This is a genomic window from Lysobacter niastensis, assembly GCF_015453285.1.
In the GTDB taxonomy this organism is placed as follows: Bacteria; Pseudomonadota; Gammaproteobacteria; order Xanthomonadales; family Xanthomonadaceae; genus Lysobacter_J; species Lysobacter_J niastensis.
This window is the reverse complement of sequence record NZ_JADLZT010000008.1, coordinates 42,340-68,994: the sequence shown is the minus strand read 5'-3', so window position 1 is coordinate 68,994 and position 26,655 is coordinate 42,340. Positions and strand designations below refer to the sequence as shown.

The following is a 26,655-nucleotide window of genomic DNA, read 5'->3' as shown; positions in this document are numbered from 1 at the left end:
TCCCTGTTCAGCGCAGCCCCCGCTATCCTTTGCCATCCTCTGAACCGTGACGGCGCCCCTGCCGGGCGCCTTCCCCACCGGCACCCCGCGTGCCTCCCCGCTGCGGAGATTCGTTCGATGATTTCGCGTCTGCCCCTGTCGTTCCGCGCGCCCCTGATGGGCGCTGCCCTGCTCGCACTCGCCGCCTGTTCGCAGCAGCAGGCCCCCGCCCCGGCTGAAACGCCGGCCGCCGCCGCGACCGCTCCGGCGGAAACCGCCGCTCCGGCCACCGCCACGGCTCCTGCGACGACGGCCGCCCCGGCCGAAGCCGCTCCCGCCGCGCCCAACAACAATCCGGTCGTGCCGCCGCAGGGTCCGGCGCCGGTGGCCGGCACCGACTACATCGAAATCCCGGGCGGCCAGCCGTACCAGCCGACCGCGGGCAAGATCGAAGTGGTCGAGGTGTTCGGCTACACCTGCCCGCACTGCGCGCAGTTCGAGACCGTGATCGAGCCGTGGAAGGCCAAGCAGCCGGCCGACGTGCAGTTCACGCCGGTCGCGGCGCCGTTCGGCGGCTACTGGACGCCGTACGCCAAGGCCTTCTACACCGCGCAGTCGCTGGGCCTGGTCGATCGCACGCATGCGGCGATGTTCAACGCCGTCCACGTCGATCGCAGCCTGCCGGTGCAGCCGCTGCCGACCAACGAGCAGATCGGCGAGTTCTACGCCAAGTACGGCACCGACGCGAAGACCTTCGCCAGCACGATGTCGAGCTTCGCCATCGATGCCAAGGTGAAGCGCGCCACGCAGTTCATCCAGCGCAGCGGCGTCGAGTCCACTCCGACGCTCGTCGTCGCCGGCAAGTACCGCGTGGTCGGCAAGAGCTTCGAGGACATGCTGCGCATCACCGACCACCTGGTCGCGCAGGAGCGTGCCAAGACCGGTACGCCCGCGGGCGGCTGATACGGAACACGGCCCCGCCAGCGCCATGTCGACACGTAGGCTCCGCCTGCTGAGTGCGAACATCCAGGCGGGGTCCAGCACGCGCGGCTATCACGACTACGTCGCGCGCAGCTGGTCGCACGTGCTGCCGGCGGGCAACAAGCGCAACAGCCTCGACACGATCGCGCAGCTCGCCGGTTCGCACGACATCGTCGGCCTCAACGAAAGCGATCCTGGCAGCCTGCGCTCGGGTTTCACCAACCAGACGCACTACCTTGCCCAGCGCGGTGGCTTCGACTACTGGAGCCACCAGCCGAACCGCCGCGTCGGCGGCGTCGCCTCCAGCGCCAACGGATTGCTGAGCAAACTGGAGCCGCGCGAGGTCACCGACCATCCGCTGCCCGGGCGCATTTCCGGGCGCGGCGTGCTGCTGGCGCGTTTCGGCGATGGCGACGATTCGCTGGTGATTGCGGTCGCGCACCTGTCGCTCGGCGCGAACTCGCGGGCCTCGCAGCTGGCGTTCATTTCAGAACTGCTCCACGACCATCCGCACGCCGTGCTGATGGGCGACTTCAACTGCTCGGCCGACCGCCCCGAGATGAAGGCACTGTTCCGAAACACGCGGCTGCAGCCGCCCAACGGCATCGTGCCCACCTTTCCCAGCTGGCGCCCGCAGCGCGCGATCGACCACATCCTGGTCGGCGACGGCCTGCGCACGTCCAACGAACGCGCGTTGCCAGCGGCCCTTTCGGACCACCTTGCGCTGTCGCTCGACCTGGAAGTCCCCGAAAAAGCCCTGCGATAAGCAGCTCGTCAGAGCCTCGCGGCCGCGCGCGCCAGCACCTCGATGTGCGCCCAGTCGCCGCGTTCGAGCATCCCCTTCGGCGTGAGCCACGAACCGCCCAGGCAGGCGACGTTCGGCAACGCGAGGTAGTCGCGCGCGCGCTCCGCGTCGATGCCGCCGGTCGGACAGAAACGCACCTGCGGGAACGGCCCCTGCCAGGCAGCGATCAGCGCGCGCGCGTTGATCGCTTCCGCCGGAAACACCTTGAGCAGGCGAAAGCCCGCCTGCAGCGACTTCATCACCTCGCTGCCGGTGGCCACGCCGGGCAGGTAGGGCATGCCGCTGTCGCGCGCCGCCGCCAGCAAGTCGTCCAGGCTGCCAGGCGACACGGCGAACTTCGCACCGGCGCGTTGCGCATCGTGCAGTTGCGCGACCTCCAGCACGGTGCCGGCGCCGACAATCATCTCGGGCACGTCGCGGGCGATGGCGGCGATGGCATCGATCGCCTTCGGCGTGCGCAGCGTCACCTCGATGGCGCCGATGCCGCCACGCGACAGGGCGCGCGCCACGGCGACCGCCTCGTCCTCGCTGACCGGCGTGTAGACGGGGATGACACGATGGCCGCGCAGCGCGGCTTCGGCATCAACGGCGGACATGAAAGCCCGCCTGCGCGACCAGCGCCTCGATGTCGCCACGCGAGACCAGGTTGAAGTCGCCCGGCAGCGAATGCTTCAGGCAGGCCGCACCGAGGCCGAAATGCAGCATCGCACCGGCGTCCATGCCTTCGATCAGGCCGTGCAGCACGCCGGCCGCGAACGCGTCGCCGGTGCCGATGCGATCGACGATCGCTTCCAGTTCGTAAGCGGGCGCGCGGTGCCGCTTGCCGTCGCGCTCCACCAGCACCGCCGACAGCGTGTGCCGGTCGACGCTGTGCTGCGTGCGCAGCGTGCTTGCCAGCCAGCGCAGGTGCGGGAACGCGGCGAACGCATGGCGTGCGGCGTCGGCCACCGCGTCCTCGCCTTCGGCCGTGGTGCCTTCGCCCAGCACGACGGCGATGTCGCGGTGATCGGCGAACAGCAGGTCGGCCTCGGCGAAGATCTGGCGCAGGATCGCCGCCGCGTCGCCGTTCCAGGCCTGCCAGAGCTTGCCTCGGAAGTTGCCGTCGAACGACACGCTCACACCGAGCCGGCGCGCGGCGCGGGCGGCGTCGATCGTCGCCTGCGCGGTGGCCTCGCCCAGCGCCGGACTGACGCCGGACAGGTGCAGCCAGGCCGCGCCTGCCAGCAGCGCATCCCAGTCGTAGTCGCGGGTGCGGGCAAAGGCGGAGTCGGCGCGGTCGTAAAGCACCTCGCTCGGCCGCTGCAGGGCACCGTGGGACAGGAAGTACAGCCCCATCCGCCCGGGCACCGCGCGTATCCGCCGCGTATCCACGCCATGGCGCCGCAGTTCGCCGACTGCGGCCTCGCCGAGGGCGTTGTCGGCGACGGTGCTCACCACCGCCGCGTCATGGCCGAGGCAGGCCAGCGAAACGGCCACGTTGGCCTCCGCGCCGCCCACGTGCACTTCCAGCCCCGGCGTCTGCAGCAGACGCTGGTGTCCGGGCGCGGACAGCCGCAGTAGCAGTTCCCCGAAACAGACGATCCGTTGGTTCATCCCCACTCCCCTGGGCCGAAAACGTCGGTGTGATCATGACCGATGGGGCCCCGTCGGATTTTTTGCCGCACCGCAGCATGCGGTGGGAAGATCCTTTTGCTAGGGTTTTGACCATCGGTGTCATTTGCACCGCCGCGACACGATAGCAAGCGAAGCAAGCCAGTCAATAAGCACCATACAAGCTGTCAGTCATACGGGAGGGGAGCCCAATGAAATTGCATAGCTCAATCAAAAAGACACCGGTTACCTTGTTGGCGGCCTCGATCGGCCTGGCCCTGCAGATGGCCGCCCTGCCCGTCCTGGCCCAGCAAGCCGCCTCGACGCCGGCCGCGAGCGGCGCTGCCGCAACGGCCGCGGCACCACAGGCCGACGACGCCACCAACCTCGACGCGGTCACCGTGACCGGATTCCGCGGCGCGCTGGAGAAGGCGCTCGACAAGAAACGCAGCGAGACCGGCGTCGTCGACGCCATCGTTGCCGAGGACATCGCGGACTTTCCGGACCTGAACCTCGCCGAGTCGCTGCAGCGCATCCCGGGCGTGTCGATCGCGCGCGATGCCGGCGAGGGCCGCCAGATCTCGGTGCGCGGCCTCGACAGCCAGTTCACCCGCGTGCGCATCAACGGCATGGAGGCGCTGACCACCACCGGCGGCACCGACAGCTCCGGCGGCGCGAACCGCGGCCGCGGCTTCGACTTCAACGTGTTCGCCTCGGAACTGTTCAACAGCATCACCGTGCGCAAGACCGCATCGGCCGACGTCGAGGAAGGCGCGCTGGGCGCCACCGTCGACCTGCAGACCGCGCGTCCGTTCGACTACGACGGCTTCACCTTCGTCACCGGCGCGCAGATGGGCTACAACGACCTGGCCGGCGATCTCGACCCGCGCGCGACGATGCTGATCAGCAACACCTGGGCGGACAACAAGTTCGGCGCCCTGATGTCGGTGGCCTACACCAAGCGCCGTCTGGTCGAGGAAGGCCACAGCACGGTGCGCTGGGACACTGGCACCAGCAGCGGCGGATTCGCGGGCACGCCCGCCGCTGAAAGCGCCACGGTGTTCCATCCGCGCATTCCGCGTTACGGCGTGCTCGAGCACGAGCAGGAACGCCTGGGCATCACCGCGTCGCTGCAGTTCGACCCCACCGCCAACACGTCGATGGGCCTGGACATGATGTACGCGGACCTCGATGCCACGCGCACCGAGAACTTCCTCAACGGCCTGTCCTTCAGCCGTGGCGCCTGTGTTGCCGGCACCGCCGGCAATGCCTGCCGCGCCGCCGGCGCCGGCGGCAAGCCGGAGACGGTGGTCCTGGAAAGCGAGGTCGACGCTCGCGGCAACCTCGTCTACGGCCGCTTCAACAACGTCGACGTGCGTTCGGAAGCGCGCTACGACGAACTGGAGACCAAGTTCACGCAGTTCAATTTCTACGCCGACCACAAGATCACCGACGACTTCAGCGTGAACTTCCAGGCGGGCCGCGCGAAGTCCGAGTTCGAGAACCCGATCCAGACCACCATCACGATCGACCGGCTCAACGCGCAGAACTACGTCTATGACTACCGCGGCGACAACCGCCTGCCGGTGATCACCGCCGGGTTCGACGTCACCGATCCGTCGCAATGGCGCTTCATCAGCGGCAATGCCCAGAACCCGGGCTCGGAAATCCGCCTGCGTCCGCAATTCGCGGAGAACACGATCGACAACGGCCAGCTCGGGATGTCGTGGCAGCTGACCGACGGGTTCCGCCTGAAGGCCGGTGGCCAGTTCAAGGAATACAACTTCGAGACGCGGGAAGAGCGCCGCGCGTCCGAGCTGGTCGTGCCGACGCTTCCGGCAGGCATGACGCTGGCCGACCTGACCAAGCGCATCGGGCTGGAAGACATCAGCGGCGTCGGCGACAGCGTCTGGCTGATTCCGGACATCGATGCATTCAACCGTGCGTTCAATATCTACAGCGACAGCGGCATCTTCACGGTCAGCGACCAGGTTGCGGCCGTGCTGGGCAACAACCGCAGCGTCGAGGAACGCGACCAGGGCTTCTACCTGCAGGGCGACTTCACCACGCAGATCGGCAGCCTTCCGCTGAGCGGCAACATCGGCGTGCGCCAGGTCAGCACGACACAGACATCGACCGGTTTCTCCACGGTCGGCACCACCACGCCGCAGCAGGTCACGGTCAAGCGCAGCTATGACGACACGTTGCCGTCGTTCAACCTCGTCGCCGACATCACGCCCGACTTTCTCATCCGTGTGGCAGCGTCGAAGGTGATGGCACGCCCGGGCCTGGGCAACCTGACGCCGGGTGTCACGGTGAACGTCAGCGGCGGCAACCGCGTCGTGACCGGCGGCAACCCGGCACTGGACCCGTTCCGCGCCACGACCGGTGACCTGAGTTTCGAGTGGTACTTCGCAGAGGAATCGCTGCTGGCGCTGGGCCTGTTTTACAAGGACATCGACAGCTTCGTGCTGACCTCGCGCGAGACGCGTCCGTACAACACCTCGGGCCTGCCGCCGGAACTGCTCGCCGGCACCGGCGCGCTGCCGACCGATGACTTCCAGTTCAACGTCCCGGTCAACAGCAAGGGCGGTCCGCTCAAGGGCCTGGAGTTCACCTACCAGCAGCCCTTCACGTTCCTGCCCAGCTTCTGGAGCGACTTCGGCGTGCAGCTGAACTACACCTACGTCGATTCGAAGATCCAGTACGTCACCTCCACCGGCGCGCCGTCGCTGCGCACCGACCTGACCGGCCTGTCGAAGAACGCCTACAACGCCACGCTCTACTACGAAGGCGAGAAGTTCGGCGCCCGCGTGTCGGCTGCGTATCGCGACGACTACCTGACCACCGTACCGGGCCGCAACGGCAACGACGTGGAGGGCACGGCGGAGACGCTGACGATCGACATGTCGGCCTCGTACTCGTTCAACGAGCACTTCGAGCTCACCCTCGAAGGCCTGAACCTGACCGACGAGTACCAGGACCAGTGGGTGGATTCGATCGGCGATCGCGCCTCGGTCTACCACCACACCGGCCGCCAGTACTTCCTCGGCGCTCGCTACAAGTTCTAACCCTCGGCCGCGGCAGCCGTGCGCAGCAAGATGCGCGCGGCTGACCGCGGCGCTTTTTTTTTTGCCAACGACGATGATTGGCGTGAGGTGCTGCATGAGGACAGGGCCAATCGCCGATCGCACTCTTGACCCGCAACGCCGGCGCCTGTTGCAGATGTCGTTGCTGGCCGGCGCAGGACTGCTGACCTCGCCGTTGTGGGCGAAGTCCCGCGTCAAACCGGATGCCGTGGTCTCGTTGCAGCCGCGCGCCGATTTCCCCGGTGTGCCAGTGCATGCCACCGTTGCGGCGGCGATCGCTTCGGCGCCGGTGCAAGGCAACACGCCCTTCCGCATCCTCATTGCCCGTGGCCGCTGGCATGAGAAGCTGGTCGTCGACCGTCCGCACGTGCAACTGATCGGTGAGGACCGCACCGGCAGCGTGCTGGGCTTCGACGCCGCCGCCGGCATGGCGCGTCCCGACGGCGAACCCTGGGGCACCTGGGGCTGCGCCAGCGTCATCGTGCGCGCGCCGGATTTCCATGCGCGCAACCTCACCATCGAGAACAGCTTCGACTATGTCGGCAACCTGCTGGCACCGAAGTTCGAACCGATCGGACCGAACGGCGCACAAGCCGTGGCGCTGATGCTCGACGCCGGCTCGGAACGCACCTTCCTGCAGGATGTCGACCTGCATGGGCATCAGGACACGCTGTTCGCCGATGCCGGCCGCAGCCTGTTCTCGCGCTGCCGCATCACCGGCAGTGTCGACTTCATTTTCGGCGGAGGCAATGCGCTGTTCGAGGACTGCGAGCTGCACTCGCGCTTCCGTCCCGGCAAGGAGCGGCAGGGCTATGTCGCCGTGCCGTGCACGCCTTCCGCGCAGGCTTACGGGCTGACGTTCATGCGATGCCGGCTCACGCGCGAGACGCAGGTGCCCGATGCCAGCGTCGCACTCGGGCGCGCGTGGCGGCCCGGCCGCACGTTTCCCGACGGCAAGTATGGAGATCCCGATGCGGTTGGCGCGGCGACGTACCTGTCGTGTCGGATGGATGCGCACATCGACCCGCAAGGCTGGGATGCGATGGGCTACACCGCGCGCGATGGAGCACGCGTGATGCTGCCGCCGGAAGCGGCGCGCCTGTTCGAACACGACAGCCGCGGCCCCGGGGCGCATCGCTCACCGACGCGACGCCAACTCGATCGCGACGCGCTGGCCGCGTATGCGCGAGATCGAATTCTCGGCGGCTGGCATCCGCCTTCCTGAGGCAGGAGACATACGATGGGAATCGCCCGCTCCCTTTGCGGCCTGGCCATGTGCGTGGCGCTCGCGCCGCAGGTCGCGCATGCAGCACCGGTCACGATCCACCTGGCCGGCGACTCGACGATGGCCGAGAAGCTGCCGGAGAAGCGGCCTGAAACCGGATGGGGCGAGTTCCTCGCCGCGCAGTTCAAGCCGGGCACTGTCACGGTCGACAACCGCGCGAAGAATGGGCGCAGCACGCGCACGTTCATCGAGGAGAGCCGCTGGCAGGCGCTGCTCGATGCGACGAAGCCGGACGACGTCGTGCTGATCCAGTTCGGCCACAACGACGAATCGGTCGAGAAACCCGACCGCTACACGCCTCCTGCCGATTACGCGCGCAACCTGGAACGCTTCGTCCACGACGTACGCGCGCGCGGGGCCACGCCGGTGCTGCTGACGCCGGTCGCGCGGCGCCGGTTCGACGACGCCGGGCGGCTGCTCGACAGTCATGGCGAGTATCCGGCCATCGTTCGTGCACTGGCCGCTCGCGAACGCGTCGCACTGGTCGACCTGCAGCGGCGCAGCGAAGCGGTGCTTCAGGAATCCGGTGCTGACGCGAGCATGCGCCTGTTCCTGTGGCTGGCACCGGGCGCGAATGCGAACTACCCGAACGGCGTGCAGGACAACACGCACTTCTCGCCCGGGGGTGCACAACGCATCGCGGAGGAGTTCGCCTCGGCACTGCGCGGGACGGACCTGCCGCTGAAGCAGTCGCTCAAGCCGTAGCGTCGAGCGACTGCATCACGCTCACTTCAGCGGCGCACGCCTCGGCAGCGGCTTCAGCGGCTCCATCGTGTCCATGTCCCAGTCGGCGGGCACGAAGGCCTGGCGCGTCGCCTCCTGCTTCGGATAACCGCCGACCTGCTCCTGGCTGTCGATGATGCGGCCGCGGCCCTCGATCGTGTCGGCCAGGATGCGGCGGTCGACGTCGTCGCGATCCCACGGACGCGCGCCGGCGTTGGCGATGACCGCGTCCTGCACCTTCGCCGACGGCAGCAGCGTCACGCCGGACGGCAACGCGGGCACCTTGCGCAACGCGTCGATGCGAATCGGCGTGGTGGTGTAACGGCCCTGCTGCGGCAGCGGATTGCCGATGCGATCGACGGCGAGGTTGTCGTCCAGGTAAACGTCGAGATCGCCCGAGCCACCTGCGCTGAAGAACGCAAGCTCCTCGGTCGAGATGCCGGCGCGCATGACGTTGCCGCGCGCGACGACCTGTCCGCGCGAGTACGGATGGCCGAGCCATTCCTCTGCGATCAGGTTGTAGTGCACCGCGCGCTGGCCCGGGTCGTAGATCAGGTTGTTGATGACCTGACCGCGCGCACCACCCTTGAACAGCGGGTTGCGTTCGTAGTTGTGCGCGTAGAGGTTGCCGACGATCAGCACGTCATTGACGTGGTCGTGGATCAGCGAACCCTTGGAATGCTCGCCCTTGGCGTGCGTGGCGTTGGCCAGGCCTTCCGCGATGATGTTGTTGCTGTAGGTGATGCGGCGCGACGCCGCCGCCATCCAGTCCTTCTCGCTCTCGCCGAAGAAGCGCGTGCTCGACGCCGACAGGTTCTCGTCGGTCGCCCACGTCAGCGAGCAATGGTCGACGATGACGTCGTACGCGCCGCGCACCGTGGTGATCGCGTCGATGTCGCCGGACCACTTCGGCTTGCCACCGTCGCCGGGCCGCATGCGGATGTGGCGGACGACGACGTCGTGTGTGGCGATGGTCAGGCCGCCCTTGATGAAGGTGATGCCCGGCTGCGGCGCGGTCTGGCCGGCGATGGTCAGGAACGGCTCGGTGATGCGCAGTTCTTTCATGTCCAGGTCGATGACGCCGCCGACCTCGAACACGACGATGCGCGGTCCCGGCGTGGCGATGGCCTCGGCGAACGAGCCCGGCCCGCTGGCCGCCAGCGTGGTCACCCGCAGCACCTGGCCACCACGGCCACCCGGCGTCTGCGCTGCCCAGCCCTGGGCGCCCGGGAAGGCCAGCGGCGCTGTCCCCGGGGACACGGCTGCCGTTCCCGTCTGCTGCACTGCGGCAGCCGGTCCGACCGCCAGGCAGGCCAGCAATCCCGCGGCGAACATCACGCCGGCCCCTGAAATGCCGCGCCCAAACCAAGACTTCGCCATGCCTGCCCCTCCCCGGACCGATCCAAGTCTAACGACCCGATTGTCAATGACACCGGTTTCCTATACAACACCCTCGAAGAGGACAGGGGATGAAAGACCGCATGGACAACGACGCGTCCGACGCAGCTTCGGCGAGCGCTTCGATCGCGCGCCGGCTGGTGACCGCCCGGCGCCAGGCGCAGGCGCTTCCTGAGTATCCCGGCATGCTGCCGCGGACCCTCGACGAGGGCTACGCCTGCCAGGACGCCGCGATCGCGCTGTGGGGACGGCCGGTCGTGGGCTGGAAGGTCGGCCGCATCCCGGCCGACTGGGAAGCGAAGCTGGGCGAGGAACGGCTGGTCGGCCCGGTCTTCGAGGGCGCCGTGCAGCAGCCGGGCACCGGCAGCGGCGGACGGTTCGCCGTGATTCCGGGCGGATTCGCCGCGGTGGAAGCCGAGTTCGTGTTCCGCCTGGGCGCCGACGCGCCGCCGGACAAGACGCGGTACACGACCGACGAAGCCGCTGCGCTGGTCGACGTGCTGCTGGTCGGCGTCGAACTGGCCGGCAGTCCATTGCCGCTGATCAACGTGCTGGGTCCGCCGATCGTGGTCTCGGACTTCGGCAACAACGCCGGCATGATCCTCGGCGCGGAGATCCGGGACTGGCGCGGCCGCGACGAGGCGGCCCTGCTCTGCGAGACCTTCATCGACGGCGTCAGCGTCGGCCTCGGCAGCGCGGCCTCGATCAGCGGCGGGCTGCTGTCGGCGCTGGCGTTCGCACTGTCGCGCTGCGCCAGCCGCGGCTACCCGCTGAAGGCGGGCATGCTGGTCACCACCGGCGCGGCCACCGGCATCCACGACATCGTCGCCGGTCAGCGTGCGCGCGTCAGCTTCGGCGAATGGGGCGAGATCCTGTGCGAAACCGTCGCCGCCGTGCCGGTTTCCGGAGACACTCCGGCATGACCTCGCGCCGCACCTTCCTGACCGGACTCGCCGCCGCCTGCGCCACCGGCGCGATGCCGGGCGTGCTTCGCGCCGCATCGCCCGATGCAGCGCGCGTGCTGACCGCGACCGACGTGCACGTCAGCGACTATCCGACCGTGCAGGCGGTGCGCTGGATCGGCGAGCAACTGGAACGCGAGACAGGCGGCCGCGTGAAGCTGCGCCAGTACCACTCCGGGCAGCTCGGCCGTGAATCCGAAGCCATCGACATGGCGCGTTTCGGCGCCATCGACATCACCCGTGTCTATTCGGGTGCGCTCAACAACGCTTTCCCGCTGACGCGGGCGCTGTGCCTGCCGTACGTGTTCGACTCGGTTCCGCACCTGCGCCGCGCGCTCGATGGCGAGGTCGGCGCGCAGGTGCTGCGTGGCTTCGAGGCGCGCGGCCTGGTCGGCCTGGCGATCTACGACAGCGGTCCGCGTTGCTTCTACAACATCAAGCATCCGATCCACGAACCGCGCGACCTGCACGGCCTGAAGATCCGCGTGCCGGTGTCCGACATCTTCATCCGCATGCTGCGCCTGTTCGGCGCCAATCCCACGCCGCTGGCGCTGGGCGAGGTGTTCTCCGGCATGGAGACGCACATGATCGACGGCGCCGAGAACAACATCCGCAGCTTCCAGTCGAGCCGCCACTTCGAGGCCGCGCGCTACTGGTCGCAGAGCGAGCACTCCTATGCGCCCGACGTGCTGCTGATGTCGCGCCGCAGCTTCGATGCGTTGGCGCCGCGCGAGCAGTCGCTGGTGGTCGACCTCGCCCGTGAGTCGGTGCAGGTCATGCGCCGCCTGTGGGCGGAGCAGGAAGCCGCCGCGCGCCGCACGGTCGTCGAGTCCGGCGTGCGCTTCAACGATGTCGACATCGCGGCGTTCCGCAAGGCGGCGCAGCCGCTGCTCGCCGAGTACCACCGCGACCCGGCCATCAACGCACTGCATCGGAGCATCCGTGAACTTGCCTGAGGCTTCCATGGCGGATACCGGGATCCCCTATACGACTTCCAGACTGCAGCGCGCGATCGATCGCATCGCCGATCTGGCCATCGCCATCGCCGCCGTCGCCCTGATCGGGCTGGTGCTGGTCCAGGGCTGGCAGGTGATCGCGCGCTACGTGCTCAACGATTCGCCGAGCTGGACCGAGCCGGTCACGCTGCTGCTGCTCAGCACCGCGATGAGCATGGGCGCCGCCGCCGGCGTGCACACGCGCCGGCATTTCAGCTTTTCGTTGCTGGCCGAGGCGCTGGCCCCGCGTGCGCGGCATGCGGCGCACGTGCTGCAGTCCGCGGTGATCGCCCTCATCGGACTGGTGCTGATGTACTGGGGCGCGGTGCTGTTCGTCGATGGTGTGCACATTCCCACCGCTGGCGCGCCGATGCCGGAAAGCATCGAGTACCTGCCGCTGGCGATCTCCGGCGCGCTGATGGCGCTGTTCGCATTCGCACAGATGAAGACGACGGCGCCCGTACCCGCCGCACCGGAAGGGGACTGACATGGCGATCACCATCCTGTTCTGCGTCTTCGCCCTGATGCTGGTGCTGGGCGTGCCGGTCGCGTTTTCCCTCGCTGCGGCATCGCTGGCGACGCTGCTCTTCCTCGACGTGCCGTCGATCGTGATGGTCCAGCAGGTGTCGGCCGGCGCGGGTTCGGCCAGCCTGATCGCGATCCCGCTCTTCATCTTCGCCGGCGAGATCATGCTGCGCGGCGGTATCTCGGAGCGGCTGATCGGCCTGGCCTCGTCGCTGGTCGGGCGCATGCGCGGCGGCCTCGGCCAGGTGAGCATCCTCTCGTCGCTGTTCTTCGGCGGCGTGTCCGGCTCGGCGCTCGCCGACGTCTCGGCCGTCGGCGGCACGATGATTCCGCAGATGGTGCAGCGCGGCTACGACCGCGATTTCGCCGTCAACGTCTGCATCACCGCGGCGCTGGTCGCGTTGCTGGTGCCGCCCTCGCACAACCTGATCCTGTATTCGGCAGCCGCCGGCGGCGGCCTGTCCATCGCCGACCTGTTCGCAGCCGGCATCCTGCCCGCGCTTTTGATGACGCTGGTGCTGATGGTCACCTGCTACGCGGTCGCCCGCCATCGCGGCTATGGCGTCGAGATTTTCCCGGGCTGGAGCGCGGTGCTGCTGCGGCTGGTGTCGGCACTGCCCGGCCTCGGCCTGGTGGCGCTGATCTTCGTCGGCATCCGCGCCGGCATCTTCACCGCGGTGGAGAGCGCGGCGATCGCGGTCGTCTACGCGCTGCTGGTCACCAGCGTGCTGTATCGGCAGCTGCGTTGGCGCGAGTTCCTCGGCACCATCGTGCATGCCGCGCGTAGTGCCGGCGCGATCCTGTTCGTAATCGCCGCCGCCGCGGTGTTCGGCTGGCTGCTCGCCTACCTCCAGGTGCCGTCGGCGTCGGTCGAGTTCCTGACCGGGCTCACCAGCGACCGCAACCTGATGCTGTTGCTGATGATCCTGGTGCTGCTGGTGCTGGGCACGTTCCTGGACCTGGCGCCGATGATCCTGATCTGCACGCCGATCTTCCTGCCGGTCGCCAAGGCGATCGGCATCGACCCCGTGCACTTCGGCGTCATCCTGGTGCTGAAGGGCGGCCTGAGCCTGATCAGCCCGCCATTGGGATCGGTGCTGTTCGTGGGCACCGCGATCGGCAAGATCAGCATCGGTCAGAGCATGCGCACGATCTGGCCGTTCTGGCTGGCCGGCCTGGCCGTGCTGCTGGTGGTGGCCTTCGTGCCGGCGTTGTCGCTGTGGTTGCCGGCGCTGCTGAAATGATCCGCCTGCGCCGCCGAAACCGCATGGCCGAAGGCTAGAATGGGCCAACCCCCGGGACGCCCATGACCGACTCCAGCCTGCGCCCACGCCGCCGTTCCCGCACCGCGGCCGCGTCCACCGCGGCGGGTGCCACCGAACCCGCGGTGCTGCCCGGAAAAGCCACGATCAACGACATCGCGCGCCTGACCGGCGTGTCGAAGAAGACCGTGTCGCGCGTCATCAACGACTCGCCGCTGGTGCACCCGGAAACGCGCGAGAAGATCCTCGCGCTAATGAAGCAGCTCGGCTACACGCCCGATCCGCAGGCACGCGGACTGGCGTTCCGCCGTTCGTTCCTGATCGGGATGGTCTACGACAACCCGACCGCGCAGTACATCGTCAACATGCAGTACGGCGCGCTCGACGCGCTGCGCGATTCCGGCTACGAGCTGGTCGTGCATCCCTGCGACAGCACGCGCGAGGACTACATCGAGGCCGTGCGCCGATTCGCCCTGCAGCAGAAGCTGCACGGCGTGATCCTGATCCCGCGCGTGTCCGAGGACGAGCAGCTGGCCGCCGCGCTGCGCGAGATCGGCGTTCGCTACGTGCGCATCGCTTCGATCCCGCTGGATGCGGCGTCGAACATGGTCGTCACCCACGACCGTCAGGCCGGCACCGAGGCCGCGAACTACCTGGAATCGCTCGGCCACCGCACGGTCGGCCTGATCACCGGCCCGCGCCGCTACCGTTCCACGATCGAGCGCGGCGGCGGCTTCGTCGAAGGACTGGCCGAACGCGGCATCGAGCTTGCGCCCGATTACGTCTACGAAGGCGGCTACACGTTCGATTCCGGCGTGGCCGGCGCCGAATACCTGCTTGCCAAATCGCCGCGTCCGACCGCGATCTTCGCCTGCAACGACGAGATGGCGGCTGGCGTGTACAAGGCGGCGATGCGTCGCGGCCTGTCGATCCCCGGCGACCTGTCGGTGGTCGGCTACGACGACAGCCCGCTCGCCTCGCAGCTGTGGCCGGCGTTGACGACGATCCACCTGCCGATCCGCGACCTCGGCCGCCGTGCGGCGCAGATGCTGCTGGCCGACGAGCGCGCGCCGGACGAGGAAGGCGCTTCCGCCTCGCGCAACGTCACGCCGCACCTGGTCGTGCGCGATTCGAGCCAGCGGCCCAGGACCTGATCGACGCTACTGGATCGGCTGCGCCTGCAGCCGGCCGAGTTTGTCGGGATTGCGCATGATGAAGATGTCGCTGACGCGGCCTGCCTCGTCGTAGGCGAACGACACCGACGCCACTGCTTCGCCGTCCTGCTCCAGCGCCAGGCCGCGGCTGCCGTTGATTTCCATGAACACCCAGCGCAGATCGCTCCAGTAGCGCTGCATGACCGTGAGGAAGTCCAACACGCGCTGCCTGCCATGAAGCGTCTCGCGCACGGCCGTGGCCTTGCCGCCACCATCCGCACGCAACTCGATGTCCTCGGCGAGCAGGCCGGCGAGTCCGCGGGTGTCGCCACTGAGCACCGCGGTCTCGAACGCCGCCAGCAGTTTCTCCTGCTGCGGACGTGGCGTGACGTGGCGGACGCGGTTCTGCTCGATGCTCTCCTTCGCGCGCGATACGAGCTTGCGGCAAGCGGGTTCCTGCATCTCGAGAATCTCGGCGATTTCCGCGTACGGGCGATCGAAGATCTCGTGCAGCAGGTAGGCCGCGCGCTCCTTCGGTGTCAGCCGTTCGAGCATCAGCATGAACGCCGTGCCCAGCGACGACGCCAGTTCGGCATGGTCGGCCTGCATGTCTTCCACCGCGGTGTGGATCGGTTCGGGCAGCCAGGAGCCCACGTAGTCGACACGACTGCGATGCGCCGAGCGCAACAGGTCGATGCAGCGGCGCGTGCAGGCCGTCGTCAGCCACGCGACCGGGTTCTCGATCGCCTGGTGGCCCGCCTCGTTCCACTTGATGAAGGTGTCCTGCACCGCATCCTCGGCGTCGGCGCGCGAACCGAGGATGCGATAGGCCAGCCCCATCAGCAGCGAGCGATGGGTTTCGAAGACGGCGCTGGCATCGGCTTCGTGCATGTCGTGGGGACGCGCCTCAGTGGCTGGAGACCTGGATTCGGTTCCACAGATTGATCATCGCGACCTCCGCGGTCAGCGCGCCGATCTGTTCCTCGCTGAAATGCTGCCGCAGACCGGCCCGCAATGCACCCAGATCGTTGCGTTCATCGAGCACGGTCAGGGCTTCGGTCCAGGCCAGCGCGGCCTGCTCGCCGGCGCTGAAGTCGCCGGTGTGGCGCCACACGCTCAGGCGGTCCAGGCGCTCCTGGGTCTCGCCGTGCTCGCGCGCTTCGCGCAGGTGCATGCGGATGCAGAACGCGCAGGCGTTGATCTGCGAGGCGCGCAGGTGGACGAGATGGCGCAGGCCTTCATCGAGGCCGTGGCCGTTGATCACCGGGTGAACGCCAGCCAAGGATTGGAACACGTCGCCGATGACGGTCTCATAGCGGACCGGGCGGCTGGCAGCAGGGGTACGTTCGGACTGGGTGGTGGTGCTCATGGATCTGCTTCCTGGGGGACGGGAAATCCGTCGTTCACAGGTATGACGATCCAGATCCCCGGGCTGTGACGTCGCCCGGAGCACGCGTCCCGGGCGCGTTTCCCTGACGCGAAAGAGCTTTGGCCGACGCCGCCCGTCTCGTTATTGACACCGGTTACCAAAAGCTCGCTATGATGACCGCCATCCCGCCGCGCGCACGGGCGCCGGCCGAGCCCAGCCTGACGGAGGCCCGATGTTCCGCAAGACCTACCACGCCACCCATCCCGACATGATGGCCGGCGCCAGCAACGACCAGCTCCGCGAGCGCTACCTGATCACCGACCTGTTCGCGGCCGGCCAGGTCACGCTGAACTACTCGCACAACGAGCGCTTCGTCATCGGCGGCGCCGCCCCGACCACCGCGCCGGTGTCGCTGCCGGTGCAGACCGAGCCGGCCTCGGCCGCGGGCAAGCCGTTCCTGGAGCGTCGCGAGCTGGGCGTGGTCAATGTCGGTTCCGGCACGGGCACCGTCACGGTCGACGGCACCGCCTACACGCTCGCCCCGAAGGACGGCCTGTATGTGCCGATGGGCAGCGCGCAGGTCGAGTTCGCCTCGAACGACGCCGCCGACCCGGCCAAGTTCTACCTCGCCTCGACGCCGGCGCATGCGCGCTTCGAGGCGAAGCACATCTCGATCGCCCAGGCCGTGCCGCTGGAGCGCGGCGCCCTGGAGACGTCGAACGAACGCACGATCTACCAGTACATCGTCCCGGCCACGGTGAAGTCGTGCCAGCTGCTGCTGGGCCTGACCATCCTCAAGCCGGGCAGCGTCTGGAACACGATGCCGCCGCACCTGCACGACCGCCGCTCCGAGGTCTACTTCTACTTCGACCTCGCCGACCAGCGCGTCATGCACTTCATGGGCGACCCGGCCGACATGCGCCACCTCGTCATCGCCAACGACGAAGCGGTGGTGTCGCCGCCATGGTCGATCCACATGGGCTCGGGCACGAAGAACTACTGCTTCATCTGGGCCATGGGTGGCGAGAACCTCGACTACACCGACATGAACCAGCTCGACATCTGTCAGCTGAAGTAGCCCTCCCATCGTCATTCCCGCGAAGGCGGGAATGGCGGATGACGAAACGTAAGCCATCAGGGAAACCCAATGACCCATTCGTTCAACCTGCAGGGCAAGGTCGCGCTGGTTACGGGCGCCAACACCGGCCTCGGCCAGGGCATCGCGTTGGCGCTGGCCGAAGCGGGTGCCGACATCGCCGCCGCCGGCATCTCGGCGCCGACCGAAACCGAACAGAAGGTGCGTGCGCTGGGCCGCCGCTTCGTCGCGATCGAGGCCGACCTGTCGAGCCTGGAACCGATCGACCGCGTCGTTCGCGGCACCATCGACGGACTCGGCGGCCTCGACATCCTGGTCAACAACGCCGGCCTGATCCGCCGCGCCGACGCGGTGGATTTCACCGAGAAGGACTGGGACGACGTCATGAACGTCAACATAAAGGGGGCCTTCTTCATGGCGCAGGCCGCCGGCCGGCACATGATCGCGAATGGCTACGGCAAGATCATCAACATCGCCTCGATGCTGTCGTTCCAGGGCGGCATCCGCGTGCCGTCGTACACCGCAAGCAAGAGCGGCATCGCCGGCATCACGCGCCTGCTCGCCAACGAATGGGCCAGCAAGGGCATCAACATCAACGCGATCGCGCCCGGCTACATGGCCACCGACAACACCGCGATGCTGCGTGCCGACGAGAAGCGCAGCAGCGAGATCCTCGGCCGCATTCCCGCCGGACGCTGGGGCGATCCTTCCGACCTGGGCGGCGCCGCGGTGTTCCTGGCCTCGCGCGCGTCGGATTACGTCAACGGCGCGGTCATCCCGGTCGACGGCGGCTGGCTGGCGCGCTGACGTTCATCGGAGACGCACATGCGCATGGCATCGCTGCTTCCGTGCATCGCGATCCTCGCTTCGACGGCGGTCCACGCCGGCGAGCCGCGCCGCGATTCGTACGTCGAACAGGCGCGCGACATCGCCGTGCAGCAGCCGGGTCCGCACGAGGGCCGTGGCACCACCACGGCCTACCCGTTCTTCGAGGATGCGCAGGGCTTCGACATCGTGTTCCGGCAGCGCGCGCTGCATCGCGGCGCGACGATCGGCGAGCACCGCAACGACAAGGACGAGATCTACTACGTGCTGTCCGGCCGCGGCGAGCTCACCCTGGACGGGAAGCGCCGCGACGTCGGCGCCGGCGATGCCATTCTCACCCGCGACGGCAGCACGCACGCGCTGCAGCAGCGCGGCGAGGAAGACCTCGTGATCATCGTCGTCTACCGCAAGCGCGCGCAGGCGGGCGAACCGGGCAAGCCCTGATTCGCGGCGGTTCCTGTTCCGCCCCTATCGCCGGTGCTGGCGATGCTCCGGGTGCCGCAACCAAAGGTCGCCCAGGTGCTCGTCCTCGAACACCATCGCGTCGATCCCCGCTTCCAGCGCGTAGATCTCGCAGTACTCGACCTCCTGCAAGCCGTGCGGTTTGACGTGCGCGATGCGCACGCCCTCCAGCCCCTGCCCTTCCATCGCCTGCACCAGCGCGCGCCACTGCTCGGCGGTCAACGCCGGGCCGGTCATGCGGTCAATCAGCAGCACGAATTTCGCCTCATGCCGGCGCACGTGGTCGACGATCAGTTCCCAGTAGGCGATCGTGTTGGCGAGCGTCCCCTCGCCGTCGACCTCGACACGCAACCCACCGGGATGCGGATGCATGGAGATCGCCAGGGGTTCGCCGGCGTTCGCCGCGACGCTGTTTCCGCGGGCAGGACCCCGGTCGGGCTCGACATGGGTGTTCATCAACGTCCTGTCTCCGCGACGGCCGGTCACATCGCGATTAGACGCGGCCGGGAGCGGCAAGCGGTCAACCGGCCATCAGCACCCGTAAAGAAAAACGGCCGGTGGAGAACCACCGGCCGTTTCGCTTTCCTTGCAGTTCAGCGCATCAGAAGCGGTAGTCGGCGCTGACGTACCAGAACGCACCCGGCAGGTCGTAGGTGCCCGCGTCATAACCGTTGAGCGAGCAGGTCACGCAGACCGGCGGTTCCTTGCCGAACAGGTTGTTCACGCCCACCGACAGCTTCAGGCCCTCGGTGAAGGCTTCCTTCCAGGAGACCTGGACGTCGTGGTACGTGACCGAACCCAGCGTGTTGACCTGTTCCGGGTTCAAGCAGCCCGGCACTTCGGCGATGGTGGCGTTGGTGCAGTCCTCGTCGACCGAACTGATGTAGCGGATGTTCCAGTTCGCGTCCCAGTTGCCCTTGCCCCAGCCGAGCTGCACGTTGGTCTGCCATTCCGGGATGGCGCTGTCGTTGACCTCGATGCCGACCGCGCGCTGCGCCACGTTGCCGTCCTGGTCGACCGCCTCGTAGTCGTTGACCCAGGTCGACTGCAGCGACGCGCTCACGTGGCCGAAGCCCCACTCCGGGCTCAACCAGTTGGCCTTGAAGTCGGCACCGTCGGTTTCGATGGTGCCGAGGTTGGCCAGGCGGTTCTGCGGCGGGAATAGGTTGCCGGTGAAGTTGCGGGTGAACGGCGCGCACGCCGGGCCCGTACCGCCCTGCTCCTCGTAGCACTTGTCGAGCAGTGCCTGGATGTCGGCCGCCTGGATGGCGCCGTCGACCTTGTAGTTGTAGTAGCTGACTTCAAAGTCGAGGCGGTTGGACCAGGACTGGTTCTCGGCCCAGCTCGGGCTGTACACCGCACCGACGGTGAAGTTCTCCGACTCTTCGGCATCGAGGTCCGGATTACCACCCGTGAAGGTGATGATCTGGGTGTTGGCCTGCTCGAAGCCATTCGGCACGCCGGCGCCGACGCACGCCGCTTCCAGGCCCGGCGAAATGCCGTTGGCGGTATTGACCACCGGCGAACCGGTCGGGCCGCACGGGTCGGTCAGCGTCGCACCGAACTGGGTCAGGCCGTACAGCTCACCCAGGTTCGGGGCGCGGAAGCCTTCCGAGTACGTACCGCGGAACACCAGGTCCTCGATCGGCTGCCAGCGGAAGCCGACCTTGCCCGTGGTGGCGCTGCCGAAGGTCGAGTAATCCGAGTAGCGTAGCGCGGCCGACACTTCCAGGCTGGCCAGGATCGGGAAGTTGAACTCGGTATAGACCTCGTCCACGTCGTAGCTGGCCGACACCGGGAACGCCTGCGAGTCCTGCGACTCGCCGCTCTGGCGCAGCGGATCCGGATTGAAATCGCCGCGGTAGCGGCGGTGCTCGAGGCCCGCGGCGAAACCGGCGACGCGGTCGCCGATGTTGAACATGTCGCCGGTGACGTTGGCCTGGTACAGGTCGAGCTTCTGCTCGCTCGAGTCGATCTGGCGCGTACGGATCCAGTCGATCTGGTCCTGCGTCATCGGGCGGGCCTGGCCGCCGAACAGGTCGAGCGGCACGCAGCCCTGCACCTGTGCGCAGACTGCCGGGTCGCCTAGCGCGGTCTTGATCTTGGCGACGTTATAGCCATTGAGGAAGACCTGGTCGGCCTTGTTCTCGGCGTGCGCGTAGTTGGCATCCCAGCCGAAGTTGCGGCTGCCGATGTCGAACACGCCATCAAGGCCGATGTTGAAGTAAACCGTGTCGACGTCCTGCGTGAAGATACGCGGACCGACTTCCAGCGGGCGGCGGCCGATGAAGCTGAAGTTGCTGCCGGCGTCCAGGTCGATGCCGAACGGGTTGTACGGATTGAGCGCCGAGACCGAGATCGTGTCGGCGATGCCGCCGGTGCCGGCGTCCGGACCTACGAAGATCGGTTCCGGCGCGGCCTGGTTGGTCGAGGTGCGGTTGTTGTACAGGCCCTTGACGTGCAGGCGGGTGTTGTCGGTGATGTCGTAGAAGATGTTGGTGAACAGCGACTTGCGCTTGCTCGGCGTCAGCAGCAGGTTGAACGGCGCGAAGTTGAAGCGGTCGGCGCCGGTGAACTGGTGGTAGGTGCCGCCGTTGGGATTGTTCGGATTCCACACCGGCACGGTGGTGCCGTTGTTGAGCGTCACGCTGTAGAACGAGGCGTCGTTGGTGGCGTCGCCGCAGAAGCCCGGGGCACCCACCGCCTGGCGCGGATCGCAGAACACGAAGCGGCCCTGCGGCACGCCCGAGCTGCCGGCCGACAGGCCTGCGCCGGGTTCCGGCACCGCCGACTGCTCCCACGAACCCGAGCTGATCTCTTCCTGCTCGAAGTAGCTGGCGGTGAAGATCGCCGACCAGCGCTCGCCGCTGCCGCCCAGGGTCAGGCTGCCCTCGGTGGTCTCACCGCCGTCTTCGTACTCGCCGTAATAGAGGTGCGCTTCGGCACCGTCGAAGGTGCGGCGGGTGATGATGTTGATCACGCCGGCGATGGCGTCGGAGCCGTAGATCGCCGAGGCGCCGTCTTCCAGCACTTCGACGCGTTCGACGATCGCCATCGGGATCGTGTTGAGGTCGGCGCTGCCGCTGACGCCCGAGGCGGACGATTCATTGACCCAACGCACGCCGTCGACGAGGACCAGGGTGCGCTGCGAACCGAGGTTGCGCAGGTCGACCTGGGCCGAACCGGCGCCGATGCCGCCGCCGTCCGGCGGATAGCCGAAGTTGCCCGAGGAGTTGAACTTGGCGTTGAGCGCCTTGCCGCTGGCGGTGAGCTGCTGCAGCAGGTCGCCTACGGTCTTCACGCCGCTCTTGTCGAGCTTGGCCTTGTCGATCACGAACACCGGCTGCGCGGTGACCGCATTGGTCTGCTTGATGCGCGAGCCGGTCACCGTGACCGTGTCGAGCGTGGTGGCCGACTGCTGCGCAGCCGGCGGGGTGGTTTCCTGCGCGGCGGCAAGGCCGGGCAGGCTTATGAGCAGCGAAAGCTGTATGGCTTTCGCCAGGGACTGACGGCGCAAGGCTTTCATCGACTCTCTCTCCATGACGAATAATGAAAAACAGCGGAAGGCGCGCCGCGCTCCCCAGTCGCCCGGCGTGGCAAGAGTTGTAAACAATTCGTTTATCCGCCACAAGTCGGCAAAGTGCACGGTCACTTTCGGCACAGTGGCGAAACCCGGGCATCAGGCGTGCCGGGACGGAACCCGCGGCTAGAACGAAACCCGCCCCCCGGACCGGCCAGCACGCGGGGACAACCGGTGTCAGGCGCCGAGCAGCAGGCTCGAACCGACCACGACCAGGAACAGGGCGAAGACCCGCTTGAGGGTGTCGCCGTGCAGGCGATGCGCGAGGCGGGTGCCATACGGGGCGGCCAGTACCGATGCGGCCGCCACACCTGCCGCGGCAGGCAGGTAGACGTAGCCGAGGGCGTGCGACGGCAGGGCGCCCGGCGGCGCATGCAGGGCATAACCGACCGCGCTGGCCAGGCCGATGGCCACGCCGCAGGCCGATGACGTACCCACTGCCCGCACCGGCGCGATCCCGCGCCATACCAGCAGCGGCACCGTCATGCTGCCACCGCCGATGCCCACCACCGCCGACACCGCTCCGATGACCGTGCCGGCCACCGTCATCCGCGCACCCTGCGGTGGCGGTGCCGCATCGCCCGCGGCGCCCTTGCGCGACCCGCCCAGCATCAACTGCAACGCAGCGAGGAAGCAGTAGCCCGCGACGATGTAGCGCAACACGCTGTCGTCGATGCGCACCGCGATGCCACTGCCGAGCCATCCGCCCAGCAGCAGGCCCGGCACCATCCACGCCACCGTCGGCCACATCACGCTGCCGCGCATGGAATGCGCGCGTGCCGATGCGGCCGCCGTCAGCACGATGCTCGCGAGTGAACTGGCGAGTGCCGCGTGCATCGCCGCTTCCTGCGGAATGCCCAATGCCGGCAGCAGCCATGCGAGCGCGGCGACCAGCACGAGCCCGCCGCCCACGCCCAACAGGCCCGCCAGCACGCCGGCGACCGCACCCAATGCGAGGAACGCTACGACCGCAGTGATCACTTCAATGCCTCTCCCGGGACCGCATGGAAACGATTGCCCCCATCACGCATGCCATCATCGCGATTGCGACATCGCATGCAACGCAAACATGAACCATCGCGGCAACGCGCGATGCAATCGTCAAACGATGCTTCACATCGCTGGGCTATAGTCCCCGCCATGCGCCTCCCCCGACGCCTGACCATCGTAATCGCCGTGTTGGCGAGTGTTTTCATCACTCCGGCCTGCGCCCAGTCTCCCGCATCGGCGGCGACGGCGTCAGTGGCCGCCGTCAACGATCCACAACTCCCGCGCGTGCGCGCCGCCATCGAAGCGGCCGAGCTCGGCCAGTACGACGCCAGCCAGTACGCCGACCTCACGCGCCATCCGCTGTATGGATGGATCGAGTACGCGACCCTGCGCCGCAACATCGACACGCTGTCGAACTCGCAGGCGGAGGGTTTCCTGTCGCGCTATCGCGGCCAGCCGGTGGCCGAGGCGTTCCGCGAAATCTGGCTGCCGGCGTTGTCCAAACGCCAGGACTGGGCAGGCTACCTGTCGGCCTGGGAACCGCTGCCGTCGAACAAACTCGGCAAGAACCTGCCGCTGCGCTGCGGTGAATTGAACGCACGGCAGTCGCTGGGACGCGCCGATGCGCAGTGGACCGCCGACGCACAGGCGATCTGGCGCACTGGAAAGCCGTTGCCCAGCGAGTGCGAGGCACCGATGCAGACGCTGGCCGACCGCGGTGGCCTGACACCGGAGCTGCGCTGGCAACGCATCGACCTGGCGATAGACGAAGGGCAACCATCGGTGATCCGCGTCGCCGCGGGCGGGCTTGCGCCCGAGGAACGTGATCTCGCCAACGACTACGCCGCCTTCCTGGACGCGCCGCACGAGCGCGCGCTGTCCTGGCCGAAGACCGAACGCAGCCGCCGTGTCGCCTCGCAGGGGCTGGCCATGCTGGGCAAGGACGATCCCGACGCAGCCGAAGCCCAGTTGCCGAAGTACGCCGAGGCGCTGGCATTCACCGAAGCCGATCGCGGCCGCGTGCTGTACCAGATCGCGCTGTGGACCGTCGCATCGTACAAACCGGAATCGGCGCAGCGGCTGGCCGCGGTGCCCGCCTCCGCCTACGACGATCGCCTGCACGAGTGGCGCGCACGCGAGGCGCTGGCGCGCTCGGACTGGCGCGCCGCGCTCGCCGCGATCCAGAAGATGGGCGACAAGCAGCGTGGCGATTCGCGCTGGCAATACTTCCAGGCCCGGCTGCAGGAACGCGCGGGCAGCCGCGCCGCCGCCGACACGCTGTACCGCGAGGCCGCGCGCAAGCCGGAGTTCCATGGCTTCCTCGCCGCCGACCGCATCGGCGCTCCGTATGCGCTGTGTCCGTGGCTGCCGAGCGACAACGCTGCCTCCAAGACCGCCATCGCGCGCGATCCGGCGATCGTCCGCGCGATGGGCCTGTTCCGCATCGACCGCACGGGCTGGGCGACGCGCGAGTGGGAAGACGCGTTGTCGCGCTTCAACGACGACCAGCGCCGGATCGCGGTCGAGGTCGCGCAAAGTTACGGCTGGTTCGACCGCGCGGTGTTCGCGCTGGGCCGCAACCCCGACGAACTGCGTCTGTACAACCTGCGCTTCCCGCTGCACCACGACGAGACTATCCGGCGCGAAGCGGAGAAGAACCGCCTCGATCCGGCCTGGGTGGCGGCGGAGATCCGCGCCGAAAGCGTGTTCTATCCGCGCGCGCGCTCCTCGGCCAATGCCATGGGCCTGATGCAGGTGTTGCCAACCACGGGCGCTGCCGTGTCCGGCGAACTCGGACTGCCGTGGGGCGGCGCCGAGAGCCTGTACGACTCGGACACCAACATCGTCCTCGGCACCGCCTACCTGCGGCAATTGCTCGACAAGTACGGCGGCCAGCCCTACCAGGCCATCGCCGGCTACAACGCCGGGCCGACGCCGCTGGCGCGCTGGCAGTCGCAGCGACCGGGCATGGATCCGGACTTCTGGATCGAGACGATCAGCTACAAGGAAACGCGCGACTACGTCGCTCGGGTACTCGCCTTCAGCGTGATCTACGACTGGCGCCTCAGCGGTGACGCGCTGGCACTGAGCGACCGCATGCGCGGCCGCCTCGACGGTCCGCGCAAGCGTTTCACCTGCCCGCTGCAGGCACCGCCGCCGAAGGACGAATCGGCGTCGCGGAAGAACGCGCCACAGAGGGCTTCGTCACAGCGCTGAAAGGCGAGGCGGCCATACACTTGGCGGATGGCACGCCGACACATCGTCGTATTGGGAGGCACCGGCTTCGTTGGCCGGCATCTGGCCGCACGCCTGCTGCGCGGCGGCGACCGCGTCACCGTGATCGGGCGCGGGCGCGGCAACGACGAAGCCGCATACCGCGCCAAGCGCGCGCTGCTGCCGCGCGAGGCCAGCCTGATCGAAGGCGATGTCAGCGATAGCGACTTCCTGGCAGCGGTGCTCGACGATGCCGACGCGGTGGTGAACCTGGTCGGCATCCTCAACGAAAAGGGCGACCGCGGCGACGGCTTCGAGGCCGTGTTCGTCGGCATCACCGATGCGTTGACCCGGGCGATGAAACGCATGCGCGTGGCGCGCCTGCTGCAGATGAGCGCACTCAACGCCGGCCGCGGCGACAGCCACTACCTGCAGTCGCGCGGCCGCGCCGAGCAGCACGTGCGCGGCAGCGGCCTGGAGTGGACGCTGTTCCGGCCGTCGGTGATCGCGGGCCCGGGCGACGGCCTGTTCTGCCGCTTCGACCAGTTGCTGCGGCTGGCGCCCGCGCTGCCGATCGGGCGCGCCGACGCGAAGTTCCAGCCGGTGTGGGTCGGCGATGTCGCCGAAGCCTTCGCACGCGCGCTCGACCAGGCCGACACCATTCACCAGTCCTACGATCTGGTCGGACCGGACGTGATGACGCTGGCGCAGATCGTGCGGATGACCGCGAAGGCACGCGGTCGCGTGCGCGCGGTGCTGCCATTGCCTCAAGCGCTGGGCAAGCTGCAAGCCGACGTTGGCGAATTCCTGCCCGGCAAGCCGATCAGCCGCGACAACTGGCGCTCGCTGCAACTGGATTCGGTCAGCTTCGAGGACGGCCTGCGCAGGCTCGGCATCACCGCGACTGCGATCGAACCGAAGCTCGGCGAAATTCTCGCCGGTTGCTGAGCGCCGGCCGTCCAACGTCGGTTTCCGGCAAAGCCTGCATCGCGCCGGTTCGATAGCGTGGAGGTTCGCGAACGGCGAGGGTCGCCGCGCACTGAAAGGAAGCAGACCATGCCCCACACCTTCATCGCCCTGGCATTTGCCACCCTGCTCGCCGGCCAATCCGGCACCGCCGCGGAAGCGACAGCAGCGGAAACGACCACCACCGAAGTGCCGCCCACTCCCGCCGCTCGCCATGCCGCGGAGACCGTACGTACCGCCGACGCGGACGAAAAGGTCACCTGCCGCAACGAACGCGCGGTCGGCAGCAAAATGATCACGCGCGTCTGCAAGACCGCTGCCCAGCGCAAGCAGGACACGCAGCAGGCGCGCGATACCCTGCAGAACGGCAGGGGCATCAATACGCTGCGCGGCGACTGACCTCAT

Annotated in this window: 24 protein-coding genes; 16 read left to right on the top strand and 8 right to left on the bottom strand. The window is 68.0% G+C overall.

Going from position 1 to position 26,655, the window contains the following annotated elements:
* Positions 1-117 precede the first annotated feature (117 nt).
* On the top strand, positions 118-942 hold the full coding sequence (locus IU514_RS14740) for a thiol:disulfide interchange protein DsbA/DsbL (RefSeq protein ID WP_228760762.1): 825 nt from the start codon (positions 118-120) through the stop codon (positions 940-942).
* 25 nt (positions 943-967) lie between these two features.
* Positions 968-1,726: an endonuclease/exonuclease/phosphatase family protein gene (locus tag IU514_RS14735; protein ID WP_194931899.1), complete on the top strand. Its 759-nt coding sequence runs from the start codon at positions 968-970 to the stop codon at positions 1,724-1,726.
* 8 nt (positions 1,727-1,734) lie between these two features.
* Here IU514_RS14735 and IU514_RS14730 read toward each other — a convergent pair whose 3' ends face one another.
* Positions 1,735-2,361, bottom strand: a complete 627-nt coding sequence (locus IU514_RS14730) for a bifunctional 4-hydroxy-2-oxoglutarate aldolase/2-dehydro-3-deoxy-phosphogluconate aldolase (protein WP_194931898.1) — start codon at positions 2,359-2,361, stop codon at positions 1,735-1,737.
* Entirely contained in the window at positions 2,348-3,358 is a 1,011-nt protein-coding gene (locus IU514_RS14725; RefSeq protein ID WP_194931897.1) for a sugar kinase, read from the bottom strand. Before IU514_RS14725 ends, IU514_RS14730 begins: the two co-directional genes overlap by 14 nt.
* A gap of 209 nt (positions 3,359-3,567) precedes the next feature.
* Here IU514_RS14725 and IU514_RS14720 point away from each other — a divergent pair, with 209 nt between their 5' ends.
* The 3 genes from IU514_RS14720 to IU514_RS14710 all read left to right on the top strand — a co-directional run bounded on the left by IU514_RS14720 (position 3,568) and on the right by IU514_RS14710 (position 8,434).
* Entirely contained in the window at positions 3,568-6,426 is a 2,859-nt protein-coding gene (locus IU514_RS14720; RefSeq protein ID WP_194931896.1) for a TonB-dependent receptor, read from the top strand.
* Between the two features lie 94 nt (positions 6,427-6,520).
* Positions 6,521-7,669 carry a pectinesterase family protein gene (locus tag IU514_RS14715; protein WP_194931895.1) on the top strand — a complete coding sequence of 383 codons (1,149 nt, stop codon included), beginning with the start codon at positions 6,521-6,523 and terminating at the stop codon, positions 7,667-7,669.
* A 15-nt stretch (positions 7,670-7,684) separates the two neighbouring features.
* A complete protein-coding gene (locus IU514_RS14710) occupies positions 7,685-8,434 on the top strand; it encodes a rhamnogalacturonan acetylesterase (protein WP_194931894.1) in 750 nt (249 codons plus the stop codon).
* Positions 8,435-8,455: 21 nt separating this feature from the next.
* Here IU514_RS14710 and IU514_RS14705 read toward each other — a convergent pair whose 3' ends face one another.
* The gene (locus IU514_RS14705; RefSeq protein ID WP_194931893.1) at positions 8,456-9,832 is read right to left on the bottom strand and encodes a pectate lyase family protein; all 1,377 of its coding nucleotides are present in this window, start codon (positions 9,830-9,832) and stop codon (positions 8,456-8,458) included.
* A 101-nt stretch (positions 9,833-9,933) separates the two neighbouring features.
* Between IU514_RS14705 and IU514_RS14700 the strand changes: the two genes are divergently transcribed.
* From IU514_RS14700 to IU514_RS14680, 5 genes are all read left to right on the top strand, one after another.
* Entirely contained in the window at positions 9,934-10,773 is an 840-nt protein-coding gene (locus tag IU514_RS14700; RefSeq protein WP_194931999.1) for a 2-keto-4-pentenoate hydratase, read from the top strand.
* Positions 10,770-11,768, top strand: a complete 999-nt coding sequence (locus IU514_RS14695) for a TRAP transporter substrate-binding protein (protein WP_194931892.1) — start codon at positions 10,770-10,772, stop codon at positions 11,766-11,768. The genes IU514_RS14700 and IU514_RS14695 overlap by 4 nt, the downstream gene beginning before the upstream one ends.
* A gap of 7 nt (positions 11,769-11,775) precedes the next feature.
* A complete protein-coding gene (locus tag IU514_RS14690; RefSeq protein ID WP_194931891.1) occupies positions 11,776-12,294 on the top strand; it encodes a TRAP transporter small permease in 519 nt (172 codons plus the stop codon).
* Position 12,295: 1 nt separating this feature from the next.
* Entirely contained in the window at positions 12,296-13,576 is a 1,281-nt protein-coding gene (locus IU514_RS14685; protein WP_194931890.1) for a TRAP transporter large permease, read from the top strand.
* A gap of 62 nt (positions 13,577-13,638) precedes the next feature.
* Positions 13,639-14,748, top strand: a complete 1,110-nt coding sequence (locus IU514_RS14680) for a LacI family DNA-binding transcriptional regulator (protein ID WP_194931889.1) — start codon at positions 13,639-13,641, stop codon at positions 14,746-14,748.
* A 6-nt stretch (positions 14,749-14,754) separates the two neighbouring features.
* Here the strand turns inward: IU514_RS14680 and sigJ are convergent, their stop codons facing one another.
* Positions 14,755-15,639 carry an RNA polymerase sigma factor SigJ gene (sigJ, locus tag IU514_RS14675; RefSeq protein ID WP_194931888.1) on the bottom strand — a complete coding sequence of 295 codons (885 nt, stop codon included), beginning with the start codon at positions 15,637-15,639 and terminating at the stop codon, positions 14,755-14,757.
* 16 nt (positions 15,640-15,655) lie between these two features.
* Complete coding sequence (locus IU514_RS14670) at positions 15,656-16,117, bottom strand: carboxymuconolactone decarboxylase family protein (protein WP_194931887.1); 462 nt, start codon at positions 16,115-16,117, stop codon at positions 15,656-15,658.
* A gap of 232 nt (positions 16,118-16,349) precedes the next feature.
* Here IU514_RS14670 and kduI point away from each other — a divergent pair, with 232 nt between their 5' ends.
* The 3 genes from kduI (at position 16,350) to IU514_RS14655 (ending at position 18,482) form a co-directional block, all read left to right on the top strand.
* Positions 16,350-17,195 carry a 5-dehydro-4-deoxy-D-glucuronate isomerase gene (kduI, locus tag IU514_RS14665; protein WP_194931886.1) on the top strand — a complete coding sequence of 282 codons (846 nt, stop codon included), beginning with the start codon at positions 16,350-16,352 and terminating at the stop codon, positions 17,193-17,195.
* Positions 17,196-17,264: 69 nt separating this feature from the next.
* Positions 17,265-18,020 carry a 2-dehydro-3-deoxy-D-gluconate 5-dehydrogenase KduD gene (kduD, locus tag IU514_RS14660; protein ID WP_194931885.1) on the top strand — a complete coding sequence of 252 codons (756 nt, stop codon included), beginning with the start codon at positions 17,265-17,267 and terminating at the stop codon, positions 18,018-18,020.
* 18 nt (positions 18,021-18,038) lie between these two features.
* Positions 18,039-18,482: a cupin domain-containing protein gene (locus IU514_RS14655; RefSeq protein ID WP_194931884.1), complete on the top strand. Its 444-nt coding sequence runs from the start codon at positions 18,039-18,041 to the stop codon at positions 18,480-18,482.
* Positions 18,483-18,506: 24 nt separating this feature from the next.
* On the opposite strand, the gene IU514_RS14650 is transcribed toward IU514_RS14655, so the two are convergent.
* From IU514_RS14650 to IU514_RS14640, 3 genes are all read right to left on the bottom strand, one after another.
* A complete protein-coding gene (locus IU514_RS14650; protein WP_194931883.1) occupies positions 18,507-18,956 on the bottom strand; it encodes a hypothetical protein in 450 nt (149 codons plus the stop codon).
* A 145-nt stretch (positions 18,957-19,101) separates the two neighbouring features.
* On the bottom strand, positions 19,102-22,026 hold the full coding sequence (locus IU514_RS14645; protein WP_194931882.1) for a TonB-dependent receptor plug domain-containing protein: 2,925 nt from the start codon (positions 22,024-22,026) through the stop codon (positions 19,102-19,104).
* Positions 22,027-22,257: 231 nt separating this feature from the next.
* Positions 22,258-23,061: a sulfite exporter TauE/SafE family protein gene (locus IU514_RS14640; RefSeq protein ID WP_194931881.1), complete on the bottom strand. Its 804-nt coding sequence runs from the start codon at positions 23,059-23,061 to the stop codon at positions 22,258-22,260.
* A 159-nt stretch (positions 23,062-23,220) separates the two neighbouring features.
* On the opposite strand from IU514_RS14640, the gene IU514_RS14635 reads away from it, so the two are divergent.
* The 3 genes from IU514_RS14635 to IU514_RS14625 all read left to right on the top strand — a co-directional run bounded on the left by IU514_RS14635 (position 23,221) and on the right by IU514_RS14625 (position 26,649).
* Positions 23,221-25,287, top strand: coding sequence for a lytic transglycosylase domain-containing protein (locus tag IU514_RS14635; protein WP_194931880.1), 2,067 nt, complete (start codon positions 23,221-23,223; stop codon positions 25,285-25,287).
* A gap of 27 nt (positions 25,288-25,314) precedes the next feature.
* The gene (locus IU514_RS14630) at positions 25,315-26,232 is read left to right on the top strand and encodes a complex I NDUFA9 subunit family protein (protein ID WP_194931879.1); all 918 of its coding nucleotides are present in this window, start codon (positions 25,315-25,317) and stop codon (positions 26,230-26,232) included.
* Positions 26,233-26,340: 108 nt separating this feature from the next.
* A complete protein-coding gene (locus IU514_RS14625; RefSeq protein ID WP_194931878.1) occupies positions 26,341-26,649 on the top strand; it encodes a hypothetical protein in 309 nt (102 codons plus the stop codon).
* Positions 26,650-26,655 lie beyond the last annotated feature (6 nt).